The organism is Ruegeria sp. CDSA077, assembly GCF_059612265.1.
Genome location: NZ_JBXWQG010000010.1, coordinates 41,590 through 60,265 on the forward strand (window position 1 = coordinate 41,590; position 18,676 = coordinate 60,265).

Below are 18,676 nucleotides of genomic sequence, written 5' to 3' on the forward strand. Positions count from 1 at the left end.
CCAGTGAAGCCGATCACTCAACGCGGTCGAATCCAAACCTGTTGCACGGAAATCCCATTCCAACCTGTGCGAAAACGCAGGCACAATGCGCGGCGGCTCGCATAGGATCGGTCCCCTTCAAAGCGTATGTTCCGGGAAACCGCATTACGGAGGATCCAACCATGGGCCTATTGGTCGACGGCAAATGGCATGACACGTGGTATGATACCAAATCCACAGGCGGCGCCTTCAAGCGCAGCGCGGCGCAGTTTCGCAACTGGTTGACCGCCGATGGCAGTGCCGGCCCCTCTGGCAAAGATGGTTTCAATGCCGAGCCCGACCGGTATCACCTTTATGTCAGCCATGCCTGCCCCTGGGCCCACAGGACACTGATTTTCCGCGAACTGAAAGAGCTGTCCGATCTGATCCCGGTTTCGGTCGTACACCCAGACATGCTGACCAAGGGATGGACATTTGCAACCGACGAACACGGGGCGGCGGGCGACGTACTGTACGGAATGGACTATGCCCACCAAATCTATACCAAGGCTGACCCGACCTATTCGGGGCGCGTAACCGTTCCGATCCTGTGGGACAAGGAACAGGAAACCATCGTCTCAAACGAAAGTTCGGAAATCATCCGGATGTTCAACTCGGCCTTTGACGGGATCACCGGGAACACCGATGATTACTGGCCCGAGGCGATGCGCGACGAAATCGAACAGGTCAATGCCCGCATCTATTCCGACATCAATAACGGGGTCTACAAATCCGGCTTTGCCACCAGCCAGGCGGCATATGACGCAGCCGTTGGCCCGCTCTTTGACACTCTGGACTGGCTCGAAGACCGGCTGTCCACCAGCCGCTATCTGATGGGCGACCGCATCACCGAGGCCGACTGGCGGTTGTTCACCACGCTGATCCGGTTTGATCCGGTCTATCATCTGCATTTCAAATGCAACCGGCGGCGTCTGATCGACTATCCCAACCTGTGGGCCTATACCCGCGAGCTGTACCAGTGGCCGGGTGTCGCGCGGACCGTGAACTTAAACCATATCGTGCGCCACTATCACTACAGCCATGAGAGCATTAACCCGCACCGGATCATCCCGACGAACCCGATCCTGAACTATCTGGAGCCCCACGGGCGCGATCAGCGTCCCGCCGCGTAGTGCTCAACCATCGCCGCCAGATCCTCTGGCGGCGTGCCGCTTTGCACATAAGCGCAGGCATTCGGGCTATGGGCAAAGATCGAGCCATCCGAAAAGAAAGTGGTGTTGGTCACGAAGATCACCCGGGCCTCGGGCCTGCGATAGCTGGCAAAGTCAGCCACGGCCAAGGCGCTACCGGTTTCCAGCACCAGATCCATCACGATGATCTCAAATTCGGCACCATAAAGGGCAAGGATCGCATCCTCTTGCCCGGTCACAAGCGTGACCTCGGCACCCTGTCGCTCAAGATGCCTTTTCCAGACCCGACCTAAATCAGGGTTACTCTCAACAATCAGTACATTCATCATCAACAACCTCGGCACTTATATTGGTGAGTGGTGCCGACCCCTAAGGTTTGTGTTCACGCGAATTCATTAACAAAGTGTTAACCAGGCCTGAGCACACCTCTGATCACGCGGATTTGCTTGTAAAACCGGCAGAAATCCGCTTGAAACAAGCAAATTTTGGTGATTCCGGCGAGGGGCCCGATGGCGCGCGAAAATAGATATTTGAATCCGCGGGCCGCTCGGGACCATGGCGGTGGGCTGGATGGGGCCATGTCAGTTTATGGCGGTAAGCGAACCGATTGGATCGACCTGTCCACCGGAATCAATCCGGTTCCATACGAGGTTGCCGGGCTCACCCCATCGGATTGGATGGAATTGCCCGACCATGGTGCATTTGAACGGCTGGCCGATGCGGCCCGCAGTTTCTGGTCAGTTCCCGAGGGTGCAGAGATCCTGCCTGCGCCCGGCGCATCTGCTCTGATCGCCCGCATTCCTGCGCTGGCTGCAACCGGCCGAGTTCAGATTACCACTCCAACCTATAACGAACATGCCGCCGCCTTTGCAGCGCAGGGCTGGACGCTACAGAACTCGGGCCCAGTTGAGGCGCGCGTGATCGTGCACCCCAACAACCCAGATGGGCGCATCTGGAGCGTGGGCGATGTGGATGCCCCCCTGACGATTATCGACGAGAGCTTTTGCGACGTCACGCCCGATGCCTCGCTGATGCATCTTGCCCACCGGCCCGGTGTTATCGTGCTAAAAAGCTTTGGCAAGTTCTGGGGGCTGGCGGGGGTACGGCTGGGATTTGCCATCGCGCGCCCCCATCTGATCGCACGTTTGAACGATCTGACCGGGCCTTGGGCGGTCTCAGGTCCCGCCTTGCGGATCGGAGAGCAAGCGTTGCGCGACACGGCCTGGGCTGACGAAACCCGCCTGCTTTTGGCGGCCGATGCCGCCCGGATGGATCGGATGGTAACGCAGAAAGGCGCGCAGCTGATCGGCGGCACCAGCCTGTTCCGGCTCTATCAGGTCGACGACGCCAGCGCCTGGCAAGACCGGCTGGCCCGCGCACATATCTGGACTCGTGTATTCCCCTATTCGCAAACCTATCTGCGCCTTGGCCTGCCACCGGCAGATGGCTGGGCGCGGCTTGAGGCGGCCCTGTGAGCACCGCCTTTATCTTGGTCTGCGCCATGTGTCTGGATGCTGCACTGGGCGAGCCGGATTGGCTGTGGTCGCGCGTCCGGCACCCCGCCGTTATGATCGGTAAACTCATCGAGTGGCTTGACGACCGCCTGAACCATGGCTCGTACCGTCGCCTCAAGGGCATAGCTGTTGCCGCGCTGCTGGTCGCAGGTGCCGCTGGGCTTGGGGGGCTTCTGTCTTTGCTTGGCCCGATCATCGGCACCATCATCTGCGCTGTGCTGTTGGCACAAAAATCGCTGGTGGAACATGTTCGCGCTGTTGGCGAGGGTTTGCAGATCTCGCTGGTCGATGGGCGCGCGAAGGTCACCATGATCGTGTCACGCGACACCAAGGACATGACCGAAGCACAGGTCGCCCGATCCGCGATCGAGAGCGCGGCTGAAAACCTCAGCGACGGAGTCATCGCGCCGGCCTTCTGGTTTCTAGTGGGTGGCCTGCCAGGGCTTCTGGTCTACAAGGCGATCAATACCGCCGACAGCATGGTCGGCTATCGCACGGATAAATACCGTGATTTCGGATGGGCAGCTGCGCGGTTGGACGATGTCCTCAACCTGATCCCCGCGCGACTGACCTTTCTGTTGATCGTCATCTTGTCAAACCAATGGGCTAGATGGGATCAGATGGTCAGCGATGCACGCCGCCATATCTCTCCCAACGCTGGCTGGCCCGAGGCGGCAATGGCACGCGCGCTGAGCGTGGCCCTTGCCGGGCCGCGCAGCTATGACGGGCAGCTCAGGGATCTGGCCTGGGTCAACGGCGAGGCCCCGCGCGACATCGGCGCGCCAGAGGTTTTCCGCGCATGTGACATGCTTTGGAGGATATGGGGGCTTGCGCTTGGCCTCGTGTCAGTGTGGGTTGGGGTCAGCTTCATAATCTGACGGACCTGTCCATGCGTTTTCTTTCCGGCCTTGTTGCCGCCGCCTTGTTTGCTTCACCTGCGTTTGCCCAATGTGGCGGGGGTTTCAATTCCTTCGTGAAGGGGTTGAAGGCCGAGGCCGTTCAGCAAGGCTTTGACAAATCCACCGTCAATGCCTTCTTCAAAGGTGTGCAACAAGACAACGCGGTATTGAAAGCCGACCGGGCACAGGGCGTGTTCCAGAAACCGTTCATTGATTTTTCGCGACACCTGATTTCACAAAACCGGATCGACCGGGGTCAGGCCATGTCGCGCAAATACGACGCGGTGTTTGACCGGATCGAGCAACAATATGGTGTCTCGCGCGGGGTGCTGTTGGCATTTTGGGCGTTCGAAACGGATTACGGGGCGTTTCAGGGGGATTTCAACACCCGCAACGCGCTGGTGACGCTGGCGCATGATTGCCGTCGTCCAGAATTGTTCCGGCCTCAGGTGTTCGCCGCGATTGAGCTGTACAGCCGGGGAAATTTCGACCCGGCCCGCACGTCAGGTGCCTGGGCTGGCGAGATTGGAATGGTACAGATGCTGCCCCGAGACATTCTGGAAAACGGAGTCGATGGCGATGGTGACGGCAAGGTTTCTCTAAAAACCTCTGCGCCCGATGCGCTTATGTCGGGCGCCAAGATGCTGTCGCATCTGGGCTGGCAACCGGATCAGCCTTGGCTGCAAGAGGTCACCGTACCCGCACGGATGGATTGGTCGCTATCGGGCCCGGGCAAACCGCGTTCGGTTTCTGACTGGCAGGCGATGGGCGTTCAGGCGCGCAACGGGTCGCTGTCCAACCTGCCCGCCTCGCTGATCCTACCGCAAGGGCATAACGGGCCTGCCTTTCTGGCCTATCCAAATTTTGATGTGTATTTCGAATGGAATCAGAGCTTTGTCTATGTGCTGACCGCAGCCTATTTCGGCACCCGGCTTGAAGGGGCGCAGGTCTATGACGCGGGCAACGCGGCCCAAGGCTTATCGGGTGCACAGATGAAGCAGCTGCAAAGCAAGCTGCAGGCGCGCGGCCATAATGTGGGCAAGATCGACGGGATTCTGGGCGCAGGGACACGCGCGGCTGTCCAGTCAGAGCAAGCACGACTAGGCCTGCCTGCGGATGCCTGGCCAACGGCTGAGTTGTTGAACCGGCTCTAGTCGCTCTTCGATACGGCGATCTAGGCGACTTCGGCGTCCAAAGATCGCCCGTTCGGCTCAAACACATGCATCTGCAGCCTATCGCCGCGTGTTTCGATGGCGGTATTTGCCGGGATCTCGGCCCAATCGCCATTCTTCGCATCCAGCGGCTCAGACGCGATAATGATCCCATCATCGCAGGGCCTGTAATGCAGGCTAGGTGCGAAACGGTCCGAGGCATAGCGCGCAGCAAACAGGCGATCTCCATCGGACCAGCAGGCGGCAAAGCGCATATGGGGTAGGCTTCCTTTGGCGCGGGCAAGCACCTCGACACGGTGCACCGCACGCTCCATCGCGGCGATGGGTTCGGCGTCCAACCCTTCGCCATGGGCAATCAGAAAAATCGCCTCGCTTTCAGTTGCGCCAAGGCGATGATCGTACAGGTGGCTAGGTATCATCCCGTCAAGCTGTTGGCGGATACGGTCATGGCCGCCGGCCTGCCCGTTATGCATAAAGCTCCACTTACCACAGCCAAAGGGATGGCAGTTGTTCCGCGACGTGGCAGTCCCCGTTGAGGCACGTACATGCGCCAGGAACAGGTGCGATTTCGTGTGATGGGTCAACTGTTTCAGGTTGGCATCCGACCAAGCCGGGTTGGTGTCTTTGTAAAAACACGGCGTTTCGCGCCCGGAATACCAGGCCAACCCAAAACCATCCGCGTTGATTGGCGTTTTGCCAATCAGGGCGTTTCTGCTTTGATGCACCAGCGACTGTTCCTGGTCCATAACAAGTTCGTCCAGAAACCGTTTCGCACCCGCCCAAGCCAGAAATCTGCACATCGACCCGCCTCTTTTGATCCGTTGTTGATACGGGAACTTACAACAACGCGGGGTGAGAATTCGCCCCTGATCCCCATCTAATTTTGAAATATTACGATTAAATGACCACCAAAAACCCACATATTCAGATCAATTTCAATAGTTGCCGCGGTTTCTTCAATGTCACTCGGGCCGTACCGGGAAACGCTCTCCCTTTTCCGTGATCAGGATCAGGCGTCCAGCACTCAGGACATAAAGATCACATCGACCGAACCCGTTTCTGTATTGCACGCAGATACTGCCATCCTCCGCGATGGAATAGGTTCCGAACGCGGATTCTCCGCTGGCATAGGTATAGGAATAGGCCCCGCCAGCCGAGTATCGCGACTGCCCGTCATCATAAAAGGTCAGCGTCCGACCCGCCAGCGCCATCAACTCTTGTTGGGTCAGAGGGACGTCATCGGGCTTGGTCGTCCATTCCGCGGCCCCTAAAGGGGTAGCAGTCAGTAGGGCGATGATCAGGAAACGGGTCATGGCAGCAGCCTAACCCAATTCATACGAAACCGCTCATAACGTTGCAGTGAGAGGTCAGGCGACCATCTGTTCGGCTTTCTTCAGATCAACCGAAACCAGCTGGCTGACACCCTGTTCTTGCATGGTGACGCCGAACAGACGATCCATCCGCGCCATGGTCACCGCGTGGTGGGTGATGATCAGGAAACGCGTATCGGTCTGGCGGCACATCTCGTCCAGCAGGTCACAGAACCGGGTGACGTTGGCATCATCCAGCGGCGCATCGACCTCGTCCAGAACACAGATCGGAGCCGGGTTCGCCAGAAAGACGCCAAAGATCAGGGCCGTCGCGGTCAGGGTCTGTTCACCGCCCGAAAGCAGGCTGAGCGTCGACAGTTTCTTGCCCGGCGGTTGGCACATGATTTCAAGGCCTGCATCCAGCGGGTCGTCGCTTTCGACCATGACCAGATTGGCCTCGCCACCGCCAAAGAGATGCTTGAACAACATGGCGAAGTTCGAATTCACCTGTTCAAACGCGGTCAGTAGCCGTTCGCGTCCTTCGCGGTTGAGGCTGGAGATGCCGCTGCGCAGCGCTTTGATCGCCTCTTCGAGATCGGCCTTTTCGCCGTTCAGCGTGTCGAATTCTTCCTGAACCTCTTTGCTGTCCTCTTCGGCACGCAGGTTTACCGCGCCCATCGCATCTCGCTGGCGTTTGTGGCGGTTGACCTCGGCCTCAAGAGCATCGGCAGCCGGCATCTGGTCGGGATTCACATCCAGCTGGTTCAGCAACTGGTTCGGGGTTAGCTGTTGATCCTCAGCGATACGCTCGGCCGCTGCCGATACGGCCTCTTTGGCGGCATCACAGCGCGCCTCAGCGGCGGCGCGGCTTTCGCGCGCTTCCGAAGCCAAACGTTCCGCTTCGCGCTCAGCCAGCACAATCTCTCGCTGGCGGGACTCGGCGGCAGCCAGCTTGTCGGCGGCCTCGGCCCGGCGGGCTTCGGCAGTTTCAATCAATTCGTTCAACTCTTCACGCGCCTCGGCGATTTCGCCCGGAGCAGCCATCGCTTCGGATAGCTCTTCCTCGGAACTTTCCTTGCGCTCGGCCAGTTCCGAGATCCGCTTTTCGGCGCTGTCCAGGCGGTGCCGCCAACCGCTGAGGTCTTTGGTGACCTCTTGTGTACGGCGGGTACGGGCCTCGCCCTCGCGGCGCAGCTCGTCATGGGACGAGCGGTGAGTCAGCATCGTGATCCGCGCCGCCTCGACCGTCTGTTTGATGTCTTCGACCTGCGCGCGGGCATTGTCGAGATTGCCCAGACCGATCAAGGCGCCCTCGGCCTCGCGCAGCTGGGCACGGGCGGACATCGCATCCTCTTTGTGGCGATCAACGGCAAGCGCCAGCGTTTCCAGCCTGCCCTGCGCCAGATTGCGATCGGCCTCGGCCCTGCTGAGCAGACGCGCGGTTTCAGCCATGCGCTGATCGGCGGCGCGGCGTGCCTCGCGGGCGCGGCGATCAGCCTCGGTCACGTCGGCCAGTTGTTGCGACAGCGTCTCGTGCGCGGCGCGGGCCCCGTCGGCCTGCGCCTCGGTCCGGGCCAGTTCCTGTTTCAGTGCCTCAAGTTTGTTGAGCTGTTCAAGCCGCAGGGCGGCCGCACTTGGCGCATCCTCGGCCCAGGCACGGAATCCGTCCCACCGCCATAGGTCGCCCGAACGCGAAACCAACCGTTGACCAGGTTTCAGCGAGGCTTGCAAGCGTGCGCCCTGATCCGCGTCAACCAAACCGATCTGCGCGATCCGGCGGCTGAGGCGATCCGGTCCGGATACATGCAAGGCCAGCGGCTCGGCCCCATTGGGCAGCGATTGATCGGCATCATAGCCAGCAACCGGAACCCAGCCTGATGGCCCGTCGCCCTCGACCAAGGGTGCCCTCAGATCATCCGCAAGCGCAGCGCCCAATGCCTTTTCATAACCCGGAGCCACACGCAGCATGTCGAGCACCTGCCCGCCTTCTGCGGTATCCCGTTCAACCAGCTTGGCCAGAGCTGTGGTCTCGGCGCGGATCGCACCCAGCTCACCTTCAGCTTCGGATCTTTTCGCACGCGCCTCGGCCTCGCGGCCCTGGGTTTCATTGCGTAACTCGTCAGCGGCGGCCAGTGCCTCTTCGGCGGCTTCAGAGGCCTCGCGAGCCTCTTCTTCACCCTCTTGCGCGGCCTCAAATGCCTCGGCGGCGCGGGTCAGGGCTGTTTTCGCCTCATCCACCGCTGCGCGGGCCTTTTCCTCTTCACCTTCCGACCTGGCCAGCGTTTTGCGGCTGTCGTCGACCAATCGCTGGCCGGACTGGTGGCGCGCAACCAGACGCGCCATATCCTCAGTCTCTTGTGACAAGTGGTCTTCGCGGTCTTGCAGGACAGAGGCCGCTTCGCGCGCGACCTCGGCGGCCTCGGCGACTTTTTCGTCGTGGCCATCGGCAGCCTTGGCCAATTCACGAGCTTCCCATTCCAGCCGTTCGATCATCTGCCCCGCATCGCGGTTCAGCCCGGCCTCGCGCTCGATATCGTTGCCAAGCTGCTGAATGCGATTGGTCAATGTCTCAATCGTCTGACGGGCGCGGGTTTCCTGATCCGACAACTGATCCCGCTGCACCTGTTGGCGCTGCAGGACGGCGGCGGCAATTGCCTCTTCTTCGCGCAGGGGTGGCAGGGTTTCTTCGATTTCCGCCCGACTTGCGACGGCAGAGCGTGCATCAGCTTCGGCGCGCGACGCCTCGGTCAGGCGTTCGCGCAGCTTTTCCTCGGCCTGCTGGCGGGCCATGTCGGCCTCTTTCCAGCGACGATAGAGCAACATGCCTTCGGCTTGGCGCAGCTGCTCTCCGATTTCGCGATAGCGGGCGGCCTGACGCGCCTGACGGGCCAGCTGCGCCAGCTGTCCGCCCAGTTGTTCCAGCACGTCATCCACACGGGTAAGGTTGGCCTCGGTACCCTTCAGCTTCAACTCGGCCTCGTGCCGACGCTGATAGAGGCCCGAAATTCCGGCCGCCTCTTCAAGAATGCGGCGACGAGAGCGCGGTTTGGCGTTGATCAGCTCGGCAATGCGGTTCTGTCCGACCAGCGCCGGAGAATGCGCACCCGTTGAGGCGTCGGCGAACAACATCTGTACATCACGCGCCCGCACATCCTTGCCATTGGTCTTATAGGCGCTGCCGACATCTCGGGTGATGCGGCGGACAATCTCAAGCTGGTCGCTGTCATTGAAACCCGAGGGCGCGAGCCGCTCGGAGTTGTCCATGGTCAGCACAACTTCGGCAAAATTGCGGGCCGGCCGCGTGGCGGCCCCGGCGAAAATCACATCTTCCATCGCGCCACCGCGCATGGATTTGGGTCGGTTTTCCCCCATCACCCAACGCAGAGCTTCCAGCAGATTGGATTTGCCACAACCATTAGGGCCCACAACACCGGTCAACCCATCCGCGATAATCAGATCGGTCGGATCAACAAAGCTTTTGAAGCCGGTGAGTTTGAGTTTGCTAAAGCGCAAAGGCAATGGGTCCCGTGATTCCTATACCTTCGAAGTCTGCGCAACGGATTGGGGGTGAGTCAACGGAGTCGCGCAGGATATGGGATATATGGCCCACTTATCCACAACATCTTGCCTAAATCCGCAAGAAAAAGCGCGATTCAGTAGGCTGTACACTCAAAGACCTGATAGCCGTCGCCGTTACCAAGGTCTTGAAACAGCCCGGTATCAATGCATTCGTAATTCGGGACTGAAACCGCCGTCAGCAGCAACCGCTTGCCCATTGCGCGGTCACAACCCAAAACGCCAACGGTCACGGCCGCGTCGCCCAGGACATCCAGTATCGGGCACCCCGAAACCTGAGCCATCGCCATGGCCGCTCGTTCGCGGATCGGGCCAAGACGCGGAGCGTATTGCGAATTGACCCGAACGGCTTCAGCAAGATCTCCGCGCAAGCGAACATCAAATACGCTGCCATTCACAGCGATACGCGTCGCCTGAACATCGCGAAAGTGGGGGGTCCCGGCCGAACATGCAGCCAGCATCAGAAAAGACAAAATCCGGATCATATCCGCATCATTGCCAAAACTGGTTAACAGAACCTTTCCTTCGCTCAGGCCCTAAGTACTATCCCCAAGCGGCGAATACCTTCGCGGATCGTATCCCCATCCGAGTTCGAGAAACTCAACCGGATCGTATTGGCGCCCGAACCATCTGCGAAAAAGGCCCGACCCGGCACAAAGGCCAGTTTCACTGTGTCGAGCGCACGGGCCAGCAGGTCTGCCCCGTTCATACCAGTAGGCAGAGTCACCCAGATGAACATGCCACCCAGGGGATGCGTCCACTGAACGCCATCGGGCATGTTCTGTTGTAACGCATCCAGCATAGCATCGCGCCTGGCACCATAAGTCTGGCGCAAAAGCGGGATGTGCGTGTCAAAATGCGCGCGGGCAACCTGCTCAACCGCCATCTGGTTCAACGTGGGCGAATGCAAATCCGCCGCCTGCTTGACCAATACCAGTTGCGAGATAATGGGCTTGGCGGCCACCACCCAGCCAACGCGCAAACCGGGTGACAGCGTTTTCGAGAAGCTACCGCAATAGATCGTTCGGCAGGACTCGATCGACCCTTTTCGCGCCTGTTCTAACGCCAAAACCGGAGGGATGGCATCTCCTTCATAGCGCAGAGCCTGATAGGCGCCGTCCTCAATCACTGCGATATTCAGATCATCGGCAAGATCCAGCAGGGATTCCCGATCGCGCAGGTCAACGGTCTCACCCGTTGGATTTGCGAAATCAGGCGACAGATAAGCGAATTTGACCGCGCCCTCGCCTGCGGCTTCGGAATATTCGGCGGCACCTCTATTGCCATTAAGCATAAGACGGTCGAACCGGGGCTCGTAGGCATCAAAGGCGTTGATCGCCCCCAGATAGGTCGGCCAGCCGATCAACGCAGTATCCCCTGGCGACAAATAGAGCTTGCCCAGATAATCCAAAGCCTGTTGCGATCCCGAGGTGATCAGGATGTTATCGACACTACAATCGACGCCGATCTCGCGCATATGCTGCACAAGCCATTCGCGCAATGGACCATAGCCCTCGCTGACTGAATATTGCAGCGCCTGCGGCCCAGCATTCAAAGCGGCCTGACAAGCTTGGGCAAAGGCCTCGGTGGGAAACAGGTTTGGGTCTGGGATGCCGCCGGCGAACGAGATGATTCCCGGCTGATCAAGAAGTTTCAACAACTCGCGAATTTCCGATGCTTTCATCCGGGACGCCCGCGTTGCAAACAGATTCTGGGTCATCCTTGGCCTCCTCCTGCCCTGTTGCGACCCACCCTAGGTGCAAATCTTATAATGTCAATATTGCTGACCTAAATTCAACTCCACCCCCCTGCTTGAACCAGGCCCGGATACGTGGTCATATGAATTGACCAATTTCGAAAACGCGCCGCCATGCCCTTCCAAAAGATCCAAACTGAAAAGCTGTCCATTGCGGTGGTCAAACAAATCGAGTTGCTGATTCTGCGCGGGATTCTGCGCCCCGGAGAACGTTTGCCTGCAGAACGGGAATTGGCCGACCGTCTGGGCGTTTCACGCCCCTCACTGCGCGAAGCGATCTCTGATCTTCAGCATCAGGGTTTGCTGACAGCCAAGGCAGGGTCAGGAATCTATGTTGCCGAAGTCTTAGGCTCGGCTTTTTCACCGGCTCTGATCCGGTTGTTCAGCAGCCATGACGAGGCGGTTTTCGACTATCTGTCCTTCCGCCGGGACATGGAAGGGCTTGCAGCAGAACGCGCGGCAAGACTGGGGTCCGAAAGCGATCTGAAGGTCATACAGGCGATCTTTGACAAGATGGAAGCCGCCCATGCCCGCAATGCGGCCGAGGAAGAGGCCCATCTGGATGCGCAGTTCCACATGGCCATCATTGAGGCCAGTCACAACGTGGTCATGCTGCATATGATGCGGTCGATGTTTGACCTGCTACGACAGGGTGTCTTCTACAATCGGCAGATGATGTTCCGGCAGCGTACGACGCGAGACGCCATTCTGGATCAGCACCGGGAAATCAATTCAGCGCTGCAGGCTCGCGACCCTGAGGCGGCGCGCGTTGCAGTCCAGGAGCATCTGGGCTTTGTTCGCATCTGCATGGAAGACCACCAGAAAGCCCTGCGGAACGAAGCCATTGCGCAGCAGCGCCTGGACCATGAGACAGGACAGCACTGATGTTCATTGGGCACCTACCTGGTGCGTATCTGGTCTTTCGCACTGCGACGCCCGGATTGGATAAAGCTGCGTTTGCCGCTGCGATGATTGGTTCCATCGCCCCAGATATCGATTTGCTGTGGTTCTATTTCGTAGACAATCGCAGCCACCACCATCACGAATACCTCACACACCGCCCTCTGCTTTGGCTCGGCATCCTGACGCTCGGCCTGCTGCTGCGGCTAAGATTCCCGCGCGCAGGACTCATTACTGCAGCCTTCGGCGCCGGGGGTCTGGTGCATATGACCTTGGATTCGATTGTTGGCGAAGTGGCATGGGCTTGGCCAATTTTCGAATTCACCCACCCGCTGGTGGTTGTTCAGGCCACGCATTCTCATTGGATTTTATCTTTTCTAAGCCATTGGACCTTCAAGATCGAAATCGCAATCACTCTCCTGGCGGCCTATGTGTGGTGGACCAGCAGGCGCAAGAAACAGCAGGGCCTTGAGGGTTAAATTCCGTTCAGCCGCCGCTTAAGACTGTGAACCCACAAATTTGGCCGTTTCATTGCCTTCGGGTCCTGACTGGACAGCGACGGAAACAACCCTTCAGCTTCGGTCCGAGAGCGCAATTCCAACGGCGTGTCCAATATCGCCCCGATCAGGTCATCCGACCGGCTCTGCGCCTGACGCTCGACCTCAATCGCCTGAAGCATTTCCGAATGGTAAGCCTCAGCCGCTTCGGACCGCTGGCCCTTGCGGAACCGGAAAGCCCCGACCTGAGCATGCACGGGCACCAAATCGGTATGTCGCGAAAACCGCAGCCATAGCTCTCCGTCGACGGCAAGCTTGAGGTTCTCGTTTAGTTGGCCCCCGACCTGATCCCAAAGGTCACGCCGCCAATAGGTCGATTCCTGCTGAACCCACTGATAATCCCCGGCAAGCAGTCTTACCCGTGAAACGGGCTTTGGGCGCCGTACAGTCAGGACATTGTCTTCTTCGTCAATGCACGTGACCCGCCCGGTCATCCAATTCATGTTACTGTTCAACGCAAACAGCGATCCTACCGTGGCAAGGCCGCCGGGAATAAGAACATCGTCCGAATTGATCCAACCCATTACGTCGCCCGTGGCCACTGCAAAGCCTTTGTTTACAGCGTTGGCCTGCCCGGTATCCGGGCCCGAGATGATATGTGAAAACGCATCGCGGTACTTTTCGACCACCTCCATCGAACCATCGGTGCTACCGCCGTCCGACAGGATCAGGTCCAGCTTGGGATATTCCTGCTCAAGCACAGAGAGGATTGTCCGTTCGATGAAATCGACGCAGTTCAGGTTGGGAATAACGACACTGATCGTCGGCAATTCGGTCATAAAGGGCTCTTATCCAGTCCGGTTTCGGCAAATGCCGTCGCACGGGCGCAAAATTGGTTGGAGTGTTTCCGAATATGTAACGCAGACAATCAGTCCCCGGTCAAATCGGGAAGCGGGGTGCGATATTCGCAGCCCAATGTCCGGACCCGGCAGATGTGCTGCCGGGTCGGAATTGTCTTAGTGAAGCTTTTCGTTCACATCCACAATGGATGCGTCGATCAGCTTGTTGGCCTGCGCGGCGGTCATCTGCTTGGCCAGCACAGCATTGGCTGCAGAAATAGCAACGGTGATGGCCTGATCGCGGACTTCCTTGACAGCCGACGCTTCAGCCGAAGCAATCTGATCCTGCGCGGTCGCCAGACGGCGCGCGATGGATTTCTCCAGATCGTCCTTGGCCTGCTCAGCTGCCAGAACCGCATCTTCCTTTGCGGCGGCCACGATGGCATCCGCCTGACCCTGAACCTCGCGTTGCTTGCGCTCGTACGAGGCAAGCAGGCTGCGCGCTTCTTCATGCAGGGCGCGAGCTTCGTCCAGTTCGGACTTGATGCCTTCGGCACGCTTATCCAGCGCTCCACCGATCATGCCCGGGACCTTGAAGTAGAACAGGACTGCGATGAAAACGATGAAGCCCAGCAGAACCACAAAGTCGGTGTTGCCAAGCGAGAAAAACGGGCCACTTGCGGCCAGCGCGGGGCTGGCGGCAGCAAATGTCAGGATAAGGGCAAGAGTGTTCCGCATGTCACTTATCCTTTTGTCTGCGCGTCAACCGCACCGTTGATGGTTTTGGCATCAGCCTCGCCACCCAGAGCGGTAACCAGTTCTACTGCCGTATCCTTGGCAACGATTTGAATGCTTTCCAGCGCACCTGCACGGATGTCGGCAATTGCCTTTTCCGATTCAGCCGCTTTTGCAGCGATTTCAGCATCTGCCTTGGCAATCGCGTCATCCAGACCAGACTGGATTTCGGCGCGTGCTTCGGCAGCGATACGCTGTGCCTCAGAACGGGCATCGGCCAGCGCCTTGTTATAGGCCTCTTCAGCCTCGACCGCTTTGGCCTTTAGATCTTCGGCCGCAGCCAGGTCATTTGTAATGGTCCCCTGACGTTCCGCCAGGATTGCCGCGATGCGGGGCAAAGCCACGCGGGACAGGACCAGAAAGATGACGACCAGCGTGATGACCAGCCAGAAAATCTGGTTGGGGAACCAATCGAAGCAAAGCTGAGGCATACCAATCGCCGACCCATGAGAGTCAACGCAGGTGCCAGCCACCTCTTCGTATACGGGTTCTGTCGCCATGATGTCCTCCGTCGGAACGTTGTCTTTACAACAGGCGGGCCGCTATGGCTTGGGCCCACCTGCGCGTAAGGATCAGGTTCCGCAGATTAGACGGCGAACATCAGCAGCAGCGAAACTAGGAATGCAAAGATCCCCAGGGCTTCTGCAAATGCGATACCGATGAACAGGGTTGCGGTCTGCGAAGCAGCCGCCGAAGGGTTGCGCAGAGCGCCAGCCAGGAAGTTGCCTGCTACGTTGCCCACCCCGATTGCGGCTGCGCCGGAACCGATTGCTGCCAGGCCTGCGCCGATGTGTGCGAGATCGCCTTCCATGATGTTTCTCCTTACGAATTGGAAGTTTCGATGTTTGGGTATCGGACCTTAGTGCGACGGATGCAGTGCATCCTTCAGATATACACAGGTCAGAATGGTGAATACGTAGGCCTGGATAAAGGCCACCAGGACCTCAAGACCGTACATTGCGGTGATCGCCAGAACGGACACAGGCGAGATCACGGCAATCGCGGCGAAGCCTGCGAAAACCTTGATAACCGCGTGGCCTGCCATGACGTTACCGGCAAGACGAATAGAGTGGCTGACCGGGCGAACGAAATACGAGATCAGCTCGATAATCGCCAGGATCGGGCGCAGCGCCAGCGGCGCGCTTGAGACCCAGAACAGGCCCAGGAACCCGGCGCCGTTCTTGACAAAACCCAGAATAGTCACAGTCAGGAACACGGCCAGCGCCAGTGGGATGGTCACGGCGAAATGCGATGTGGTTGTGAACGAGGTCGGGATCAGACCCAGGAAGTTCGCGGACACGATGAACATGAACAGGGTCATGACATAGGGGAAGTATTTGACGCCATCCTTGCCGCAGATGTCTTCAAGCATCTTGTAGATAAAGCCATAGGCCAGTTCGGCCACCGACTGCATGCGCGTCGGGACAATGGCGCGCTTGGACGTGCTGAGCACCAGCAGGCCGATCACAGCGAGAATTGCGAAAAACAGCCACAGAGTGACGTTAGTGGGCGTGTACCAAGCAATCGCACCGTCGCCAAAAAGCGGTTTGACGATGAACTGATCCATCGGATGGAAAACCAGGCTGCTGCCTTCTGCTGCGGTGGTCTCGGTTGCCACGTTCAGTCCCTCTCGTCTTCGTCGGCCTTGTCGGCCATCTGTTTCTCTTGCGCCTGTTGTGCGCTGCGGAGCATAACCTTTACCCCGGCGACCAGACCCAGCAATGTGAACAGCACCAGGAAGATCGGGATTGTCCCGAACAGGCTGTCCAGCCCGTATCCGATGCCAAATCCGATCCCCAGACCGGATACCATTTCGATGACCATCCGCCAGGCAAGCTCGCCTCCCGAATAATCGGCGTCCGCACGGGCCTCAGGCTTTGACTTGGCCTTTTTCGCCGCCGTGATCTTAGCCTCAAGCTGCGCCATACGCTGCTTTTGGTCATCATCAGTCACGGGCGTTTCCCTCGTACAGTCTTGGGCACGGTGCTAAGGGGCGGAGAGCGCAGAGTCAACGGCGTTGGCAGCCCGAATTGCCGCACTTTACTCTATTGTTTTTAAAGGCATTTTTTCTAAGTCACCATAGGCGTGATCAGCCCGAACCACAGGAAGCGGGTACAAAGGCACGGAATCCGCATATTCAACCTTTTGGTTGATCTTTGCCCGAGACCCCCTGCCAGATACGTCTGATCACGCGCCCGTCGATCAGCAGCAGACCGGCGAAGATCGCTGCCATTCCCAGCAGATGCTCGGGCCGCAGGGTTTCCCCCAGCACCCATGTTCCAAGCACCAGCGCCGAAACAGGCGCAATCAATGTCACTGTCGAGATATTGGTCGGGCCAACCTTGGGCAGCAACCAGTAGAACGCGATAAAGGCGGCGGATGTCAGCACAAACCCGATCATCGCCAGCGAGGCCCAAGTCTCGGCCCGGGTTATATGGGGTAGTCCTTCTTGCCAAAGCGCCAAGGGCGTGATGGCCAGCGTAGCACCCGTCAATGCAAGGGCGGTCAGAACCACAGGTTGCATATCCCGGAAGGCCCGCGCGATGTTGACTGAGAACGCATAGCAGATCGGTGCGCAAAGTGTCAGAAGGATCGCCCAAAATTCGGACGACGCGCCACCGCCCAGTACAGGCAGAGACAGCACAACGATACCGGTGAAGCCGCAAACCACGCCCAGAGACTTTAACAGGGTGGCACGTTCACTTCCGGGCCAGAAATGCGAAACAATGACGGCAAAGGCCGGTGTCGTTGCATTGACGATCCCTGCCACACCCGAAGCGATATGCTGTTGCCCAAGCGCATAGAAGGCAAAGGGCGCGGCATAGCTGAGCGCACCAAATCCCAACAACCCAAACGCACGTGCCAGTGTCAGATTGACTGGCAATCGCGCCCCGATCACATAGACCCAGCACCCGAGCGCCCCAAATGCAACCCGTCCCATCGACACCGAAAGCGGCCCAAGTTCCCGCAGCAAAATGGCATTAAACATGAAGGACATGCCCCAACCGATGCCAAGAATACAAATCACCAGCCAGTATTTTAGTGACATCCCAACCCCCGATACACATGCCGGGGCACAGTGACCTCATACCGAAAATTGTCAAACCGGTTCTTGCGCTTTAGGAAAGGAGTATGTCCAACGATCTCGATACCGTTTTTGCGGCCCTTGCCGACCCCACACGCCGCGCCATCCTTGCGATGCTGCTGGAGGATGACATGGCGGTGACGGATGTCGCCGAACCGTTCGAGATGTCGCTTGCCGCGATTTCAAAACACCTGGTGATCCTGACCAGAGCCGGTTTGATCAGCCAGGAAAAGCGTGGACGGGTGAAGTGGTGCAAGCTGGAGCCTGACGCGCTGCGATCCGCATCCGTCTGGATGCAAGGGTTCGGGCAGTTCGAGCCGGTCAATCTGGACGCGTTCGAACGATTTCTTGAGGTTGAACTGCCCGCAGCCGAGGAATGATCCGCCTACCTGACTACAAAAACAGAGACACTGGCATGTTTCGCCAGATACCCCGCATGGCTCGAGAATATATAGTCGGTAATACGCGGCGCATGGGTGCCGACGACGATAAGGTCAGCTTCGATTTCTTCGGCAGTCCGTGTCAAGTCACCGTCAACTTCGGCAGCGACATCAACCGAATGGATATTGCGATACGCCACTTCGGTCCCGCTGCTTTCAGCCAACTGTTTGGCAAAATCACGTAGGTTCTTGTCAACCGCAGCATCTGACTGAACAGGGTCACCCGGTTGGGTGCCGGTGACACTGACCAAAGTAATCTTGGCCCCCTGCCATTCGGCTATAGCTGCTGCAACTTTGGCGGCCTTGCGCACCTCGGGTGGCAGATGAAGATCAACCGGGATCATGATATGACTGTACATGGGACGTTCCTCCTTGGCCTGAAGCATAGAGAAACCAGAGGGTGCCAGGCCTTGATCTGCCTCAACACCCTCGCCCGCTTGGTCAAACATTGAAACGGGCTAGCCTTCCTGACTGTATTCAACACCGGTCACGACCCCCGAAGGGTCCGCCCGACACAACCACGGGGCCTGGGCCCCGGCAACGGAAACCGTCGTGACCGACCCGCCCGGTTCGGTATCGGTGGACAATGCCCGAACATCTCCGGGCCGCGTTCCGGTTTCGGCTGCGACCAGCGCCTCGCAACTGGCTTGTAAATCCGTTTCAGATGACCCGGCACAGGCGCCGCAAACCACCAATATCATTATGGAAAGAACTGGTTTCATGT

At 58.6% G+C, this 18,676-nt stretch carries 22 protein-coding genes; 7 read left to right on the forward strand and 15 right to left on the reverse strand.

The genetic code is table 11. The annotated features are described in order from the left end of the window. Positions 1-161: 161 nt before the first annotated feature. Positions 162-1,151 carry a glutathione S-transferase family protein gene (locus tag AC2FLE_RS16760; RefSeq protein ID WP_496698449.1) on the forward strand — a complete coding sequence of 330 codons (990 nt, stop codon included), beginning with the start codon at positions 162-164 and terminating at the stop codon, positions 1,149-1,151. Here AC2FLE_RS16760 and AC2FLE_RS16765 read toward each other — a convergent pair. Beyond that, a complete protein-coding gene (locus tag AC2FLE_RS16765) occupies positions 1,133-1,495 on the reverse strand; it encodes a response regulator transcription factor (protein WP_142639202.1) in 363 nt (120 codons plus the stop codon). The two genes, AC2FLE_RS16760 and AC2FLE_RS16765, sit on opposite strands and share 19 nt — an antisense overlap. A gap of 183 nt (positions 1,496-1,678) precedes the next feature. On the opposite strand from AC2FLE_RS16765, the gene AC2FLE_RS16770 reads away from it, so the two are divergent. From AC2FLE_RS16770 to AC2FLE_RS16780, 3 genes are read left to right on the forward strand one after another with little or no spacing between them, the layout of a single operon-like run. Next, positions 1,679-2,644 (forward strand): threonine-phosphate decarboxylase, encoded by a 966-nt coding sequence (locus AC2FLE_RS16770; protein ID WP_496698451.1) that lies wholly within the window; start codon positions 1,679-1,681, stop codon positions 2,642-2,644. Then, a complete protein-coding gene (cbiB, locus tag AC2FLE_RS16775) occupies positions 2,641-3,561 on the forward strand; it encodes an adenosylcobinamide-phosphate synthase CbiB (protein WP_496698452.1) in 921 nt (306 codons plus the stop codon). The genes AC2FLE_RS16770 and cbiB overlap by 4 nt, the downstream gene beginning before the upstream one ends. A gap of 11 nt (positions 3,562-3,572) precedes the next feature. Then, positions 3,573-4,736, forward strand: a complete 1,164-nt coding sequence (locus AC2FLE_RS16780) for a lytic murein transglycosylase (RefSeq protein WP_496698454.1) — start codon at positions 3,573-3,575, stop codon at positions 4,734-4,736. Positions 4,737-4,756: 20 nt separating this feature from the next. Here the strand turns inward: AC2FLE_RS16780 and AC2FLE_RS16785 are convergent, their stop codons facing one another. From AC2FLE_RS16785 to AC2FLE_RS16805, 5 genes are all read right to left on the reverse strand, one after another. Further along, positions 4,757-5,554, reverse strand: coding sequence for a class II glutamine amidotransferase (locus AC2FLE_RS16785; protein WP_271951405.1), 798 nt, complete (start codon positions 5,552-5,554; stop codon positions 4,757-4,759). Between the two features lie 162 nt (positions 5,555-5,716). Next, the gene (locus AC2FLE_RS16790; RefSeq protein ID WP_496698455.1) at positions 5,717-6,067 is read right to left on the reverse strand and encodes a hypothetical protein; all 351 of its coding nucleotides are present in this window, start codon (positions 6,065-6,067) and stop codon (positions 5,717-5,719) included. Positions 6,068-6,121: 54 nt separating this feature from the next. Continuing rightward, a complete protein-coding gene (locus AC2FLE_RS16795) occupies positions 6,122-9,577 on the reverse strand; it encodes a chromosome segregation SMC family protein (RefSeq protein ID WP_496698457.1) in 3,456 nt (1,151 codons plus the stop codon). 140 nt (positions 9,578-9,717) lie between these two features. Continuing rightward, positions 9,718-10,125: a hypothetical protein gene (locus AC2FLE_RS16800; protein ID WP_496698459.1), complete on the reverse strand. Its 408-nt coding sequence runs from the start codon at positions 10,123-10,125 to the stop codon at positions 9,718-9,720. Positions 10,126-10,169: 44 nt separating this feature from the next. Continuing rightward, positions 10,170-11,360, reverse strand: coding sequence for an aminotransferase-like domain-containing protein (locus tag AC2FLE_RS16805; RefSeq protein ID WP_496698461.1), 1,191 nt, complete (start codon positions 11,358-11,360; stop codon positions 10,170-10,172). A 150-nt stretch (positions 11,361-11,510) separates the two neighbouring features. Between AC2FLE_RS16805 and AC2FLE_RS16810 the strand changes: the two genes are divergently transcribed. Next, positions 11,511-12,281 (forward strand): FCD domain-containing protein, encoded by a 771-nt coding sequence (locus tag AC2FLE_RS16810; protein WP_496698462.1) that lies wholly within the window; start codon positions 11,511-11,513, stop codon positions 12,279-12,281. After that, positions 12,281-12,775: a metal-dependent hydrolase gene (locus AC2FLE_RS16815; protein ID WP_496698464.1), complete on the forward strand. Its 495-nt coding sequence runs from the start codon at positions 12,281-12,283 to the stop codon at positions 12,773-12,775. Before AC2FLE_RS16810 ends, AC2FLE_RS16815 begins: the two co-directional genes overlap by 1 nt. Here the strand turns inward: AC2FLE_RS16815 and AC2FLE_RS16820 are convergent. From AC2FLE_RS16820 to AC2FLE_RS16850, 7 genes are all read right to left on the reverse strand, one after another. Further along, positions 12,772-13,632 carry a glycosyltransferase family 2 protein gene (locus AC2FLE_RS16820; protein WP_496698466.1) on the reverse strand — a complete coding sequence of 287 codons (861 nt, stop codon included), beginning with the start codon at positions 13,630-13,632 and terminating at the stop codon, positions 12,772-12,774. The genes AC2FLE_RS16815 and AC2FLE_RS16820 overlap by 4 nt on opposite strands. Before the next feature lie 177 nt (positions 13,633-13,809). Then, complete coding sequence (locus tag AC2FLE_RS16825; RefSeq protein ID WP_496698468.1) at positions 13,810-14,370, reverse strand: F0F1 ATP synthase subunit B; 561 nt, start codon at positions 14,368-14,370, stop codon at positions 13,810-13,812. A 5-nt stretch (positions 14,371-14,375) separates the two neighbouring features. After that, a complete protein-coding gene (locus AC2FLE_RS16830) occupies positions 14,376-14,927 on the reverse strand; it encodes a F0F1 ATP synthase subunit B' (protein ID WP_271951428.1) in 552 nt (183 codons plus the stop codon). An 86-nt stretch (positions 14,928-15,013) separates the two neighbouring features. After that, entirely contained in the window at positions 15,014-15,238 is a 225-nt protein-coding gene (locus AC2FLE_RS16835) for a F0F1 ATP synthase subunit C (RefSeq protein ID WP_005981269.1), read from the reverse strand. A 48-nt stretch (positions 15,239-15,286) separates the two neighbouring features. Next, on the reverse strand, positions 15,287-16,045 hold the full coding sequence (locus AC2FLE_RS16840; protein WP_496698470.1) for a F0F1 ATP synthase subunit A: 759 nt from the start codon (positions 16,043-16,045) through the stop codon (positions 15,287-15,289). Between the two features lie 2 nt (positions 16,046-16,047). Next, positions 16,048-16,380, reverse strand: coding sequence for an AtpZ/AtpI family protein (locus tag AC2FLE_RS16845; protein WP_142639174.1), 333 nt, complete (start codon positions 16,378-16,380; stop codon positions 16,048-16,050). A gap of 184 nt (positions 16,381-16,564) precedes the next feature. Continuing rightward, positions 16,565-17,476 carry a DMT family transporter gene (locus AC2FLE_RS16850; RefSeq protein WP_496692180.1) on the reverse strand — a complete coding sequence of 304 codons (912 nt, stop codon included), beginning with the start codon at positions 17,474-17,476 and terminating at the stop codon, positions 16,565-16,567. Between the two features lie 83 nt (positions 17,477-17,559). Between AC2FLE_RS16850 and AC2FLE_RS16855 the strand changes: the two genes are divergently transcribed. Further along, a complete protein-coding gene (locus AC2FLE_RS16855; protein WP_142639170.1) occupies positions 17,560-17,892 on the forward strand; it encodes an ArsR/SmtB family transcription factor in 333 nt (110 codons plus the stop codon). 5 nt (positions 17,893-17,897) lie between these two features. Here the strand turns inward: AC2FLE_RS16855 and AC2FLE_RS16860 are convergent, their stop codons facing one another. Both AC2FLE_RS16860 and AC2FLE_RS16865 read right to left on the reverse strand, forming a co-directional pair. Next, entirely contained in the window at positions 17,898-18,401 is a 504-nt protein-coding gene (locus AC2FLE_RS16860) for a universal stress protein (RefSeq protein ID WP_496698472.1), read from the reverse strand. A 9-nt stretch (positions 18,402-18,410) separates the two neighbouring features. Next, positions 18,411-18,674, reverse strand: a complete 264-nt coding sequence (locus tag AC2FLE_RS16865; RefSeq protein WP_496698474.1) for a hypothetical protein — start codon at positions 18,672-18,674, stop codon at positions 18,411-18,413. Between the last annotated feature and the right edge of the window lie 2 nt (positions 18,675-18,676).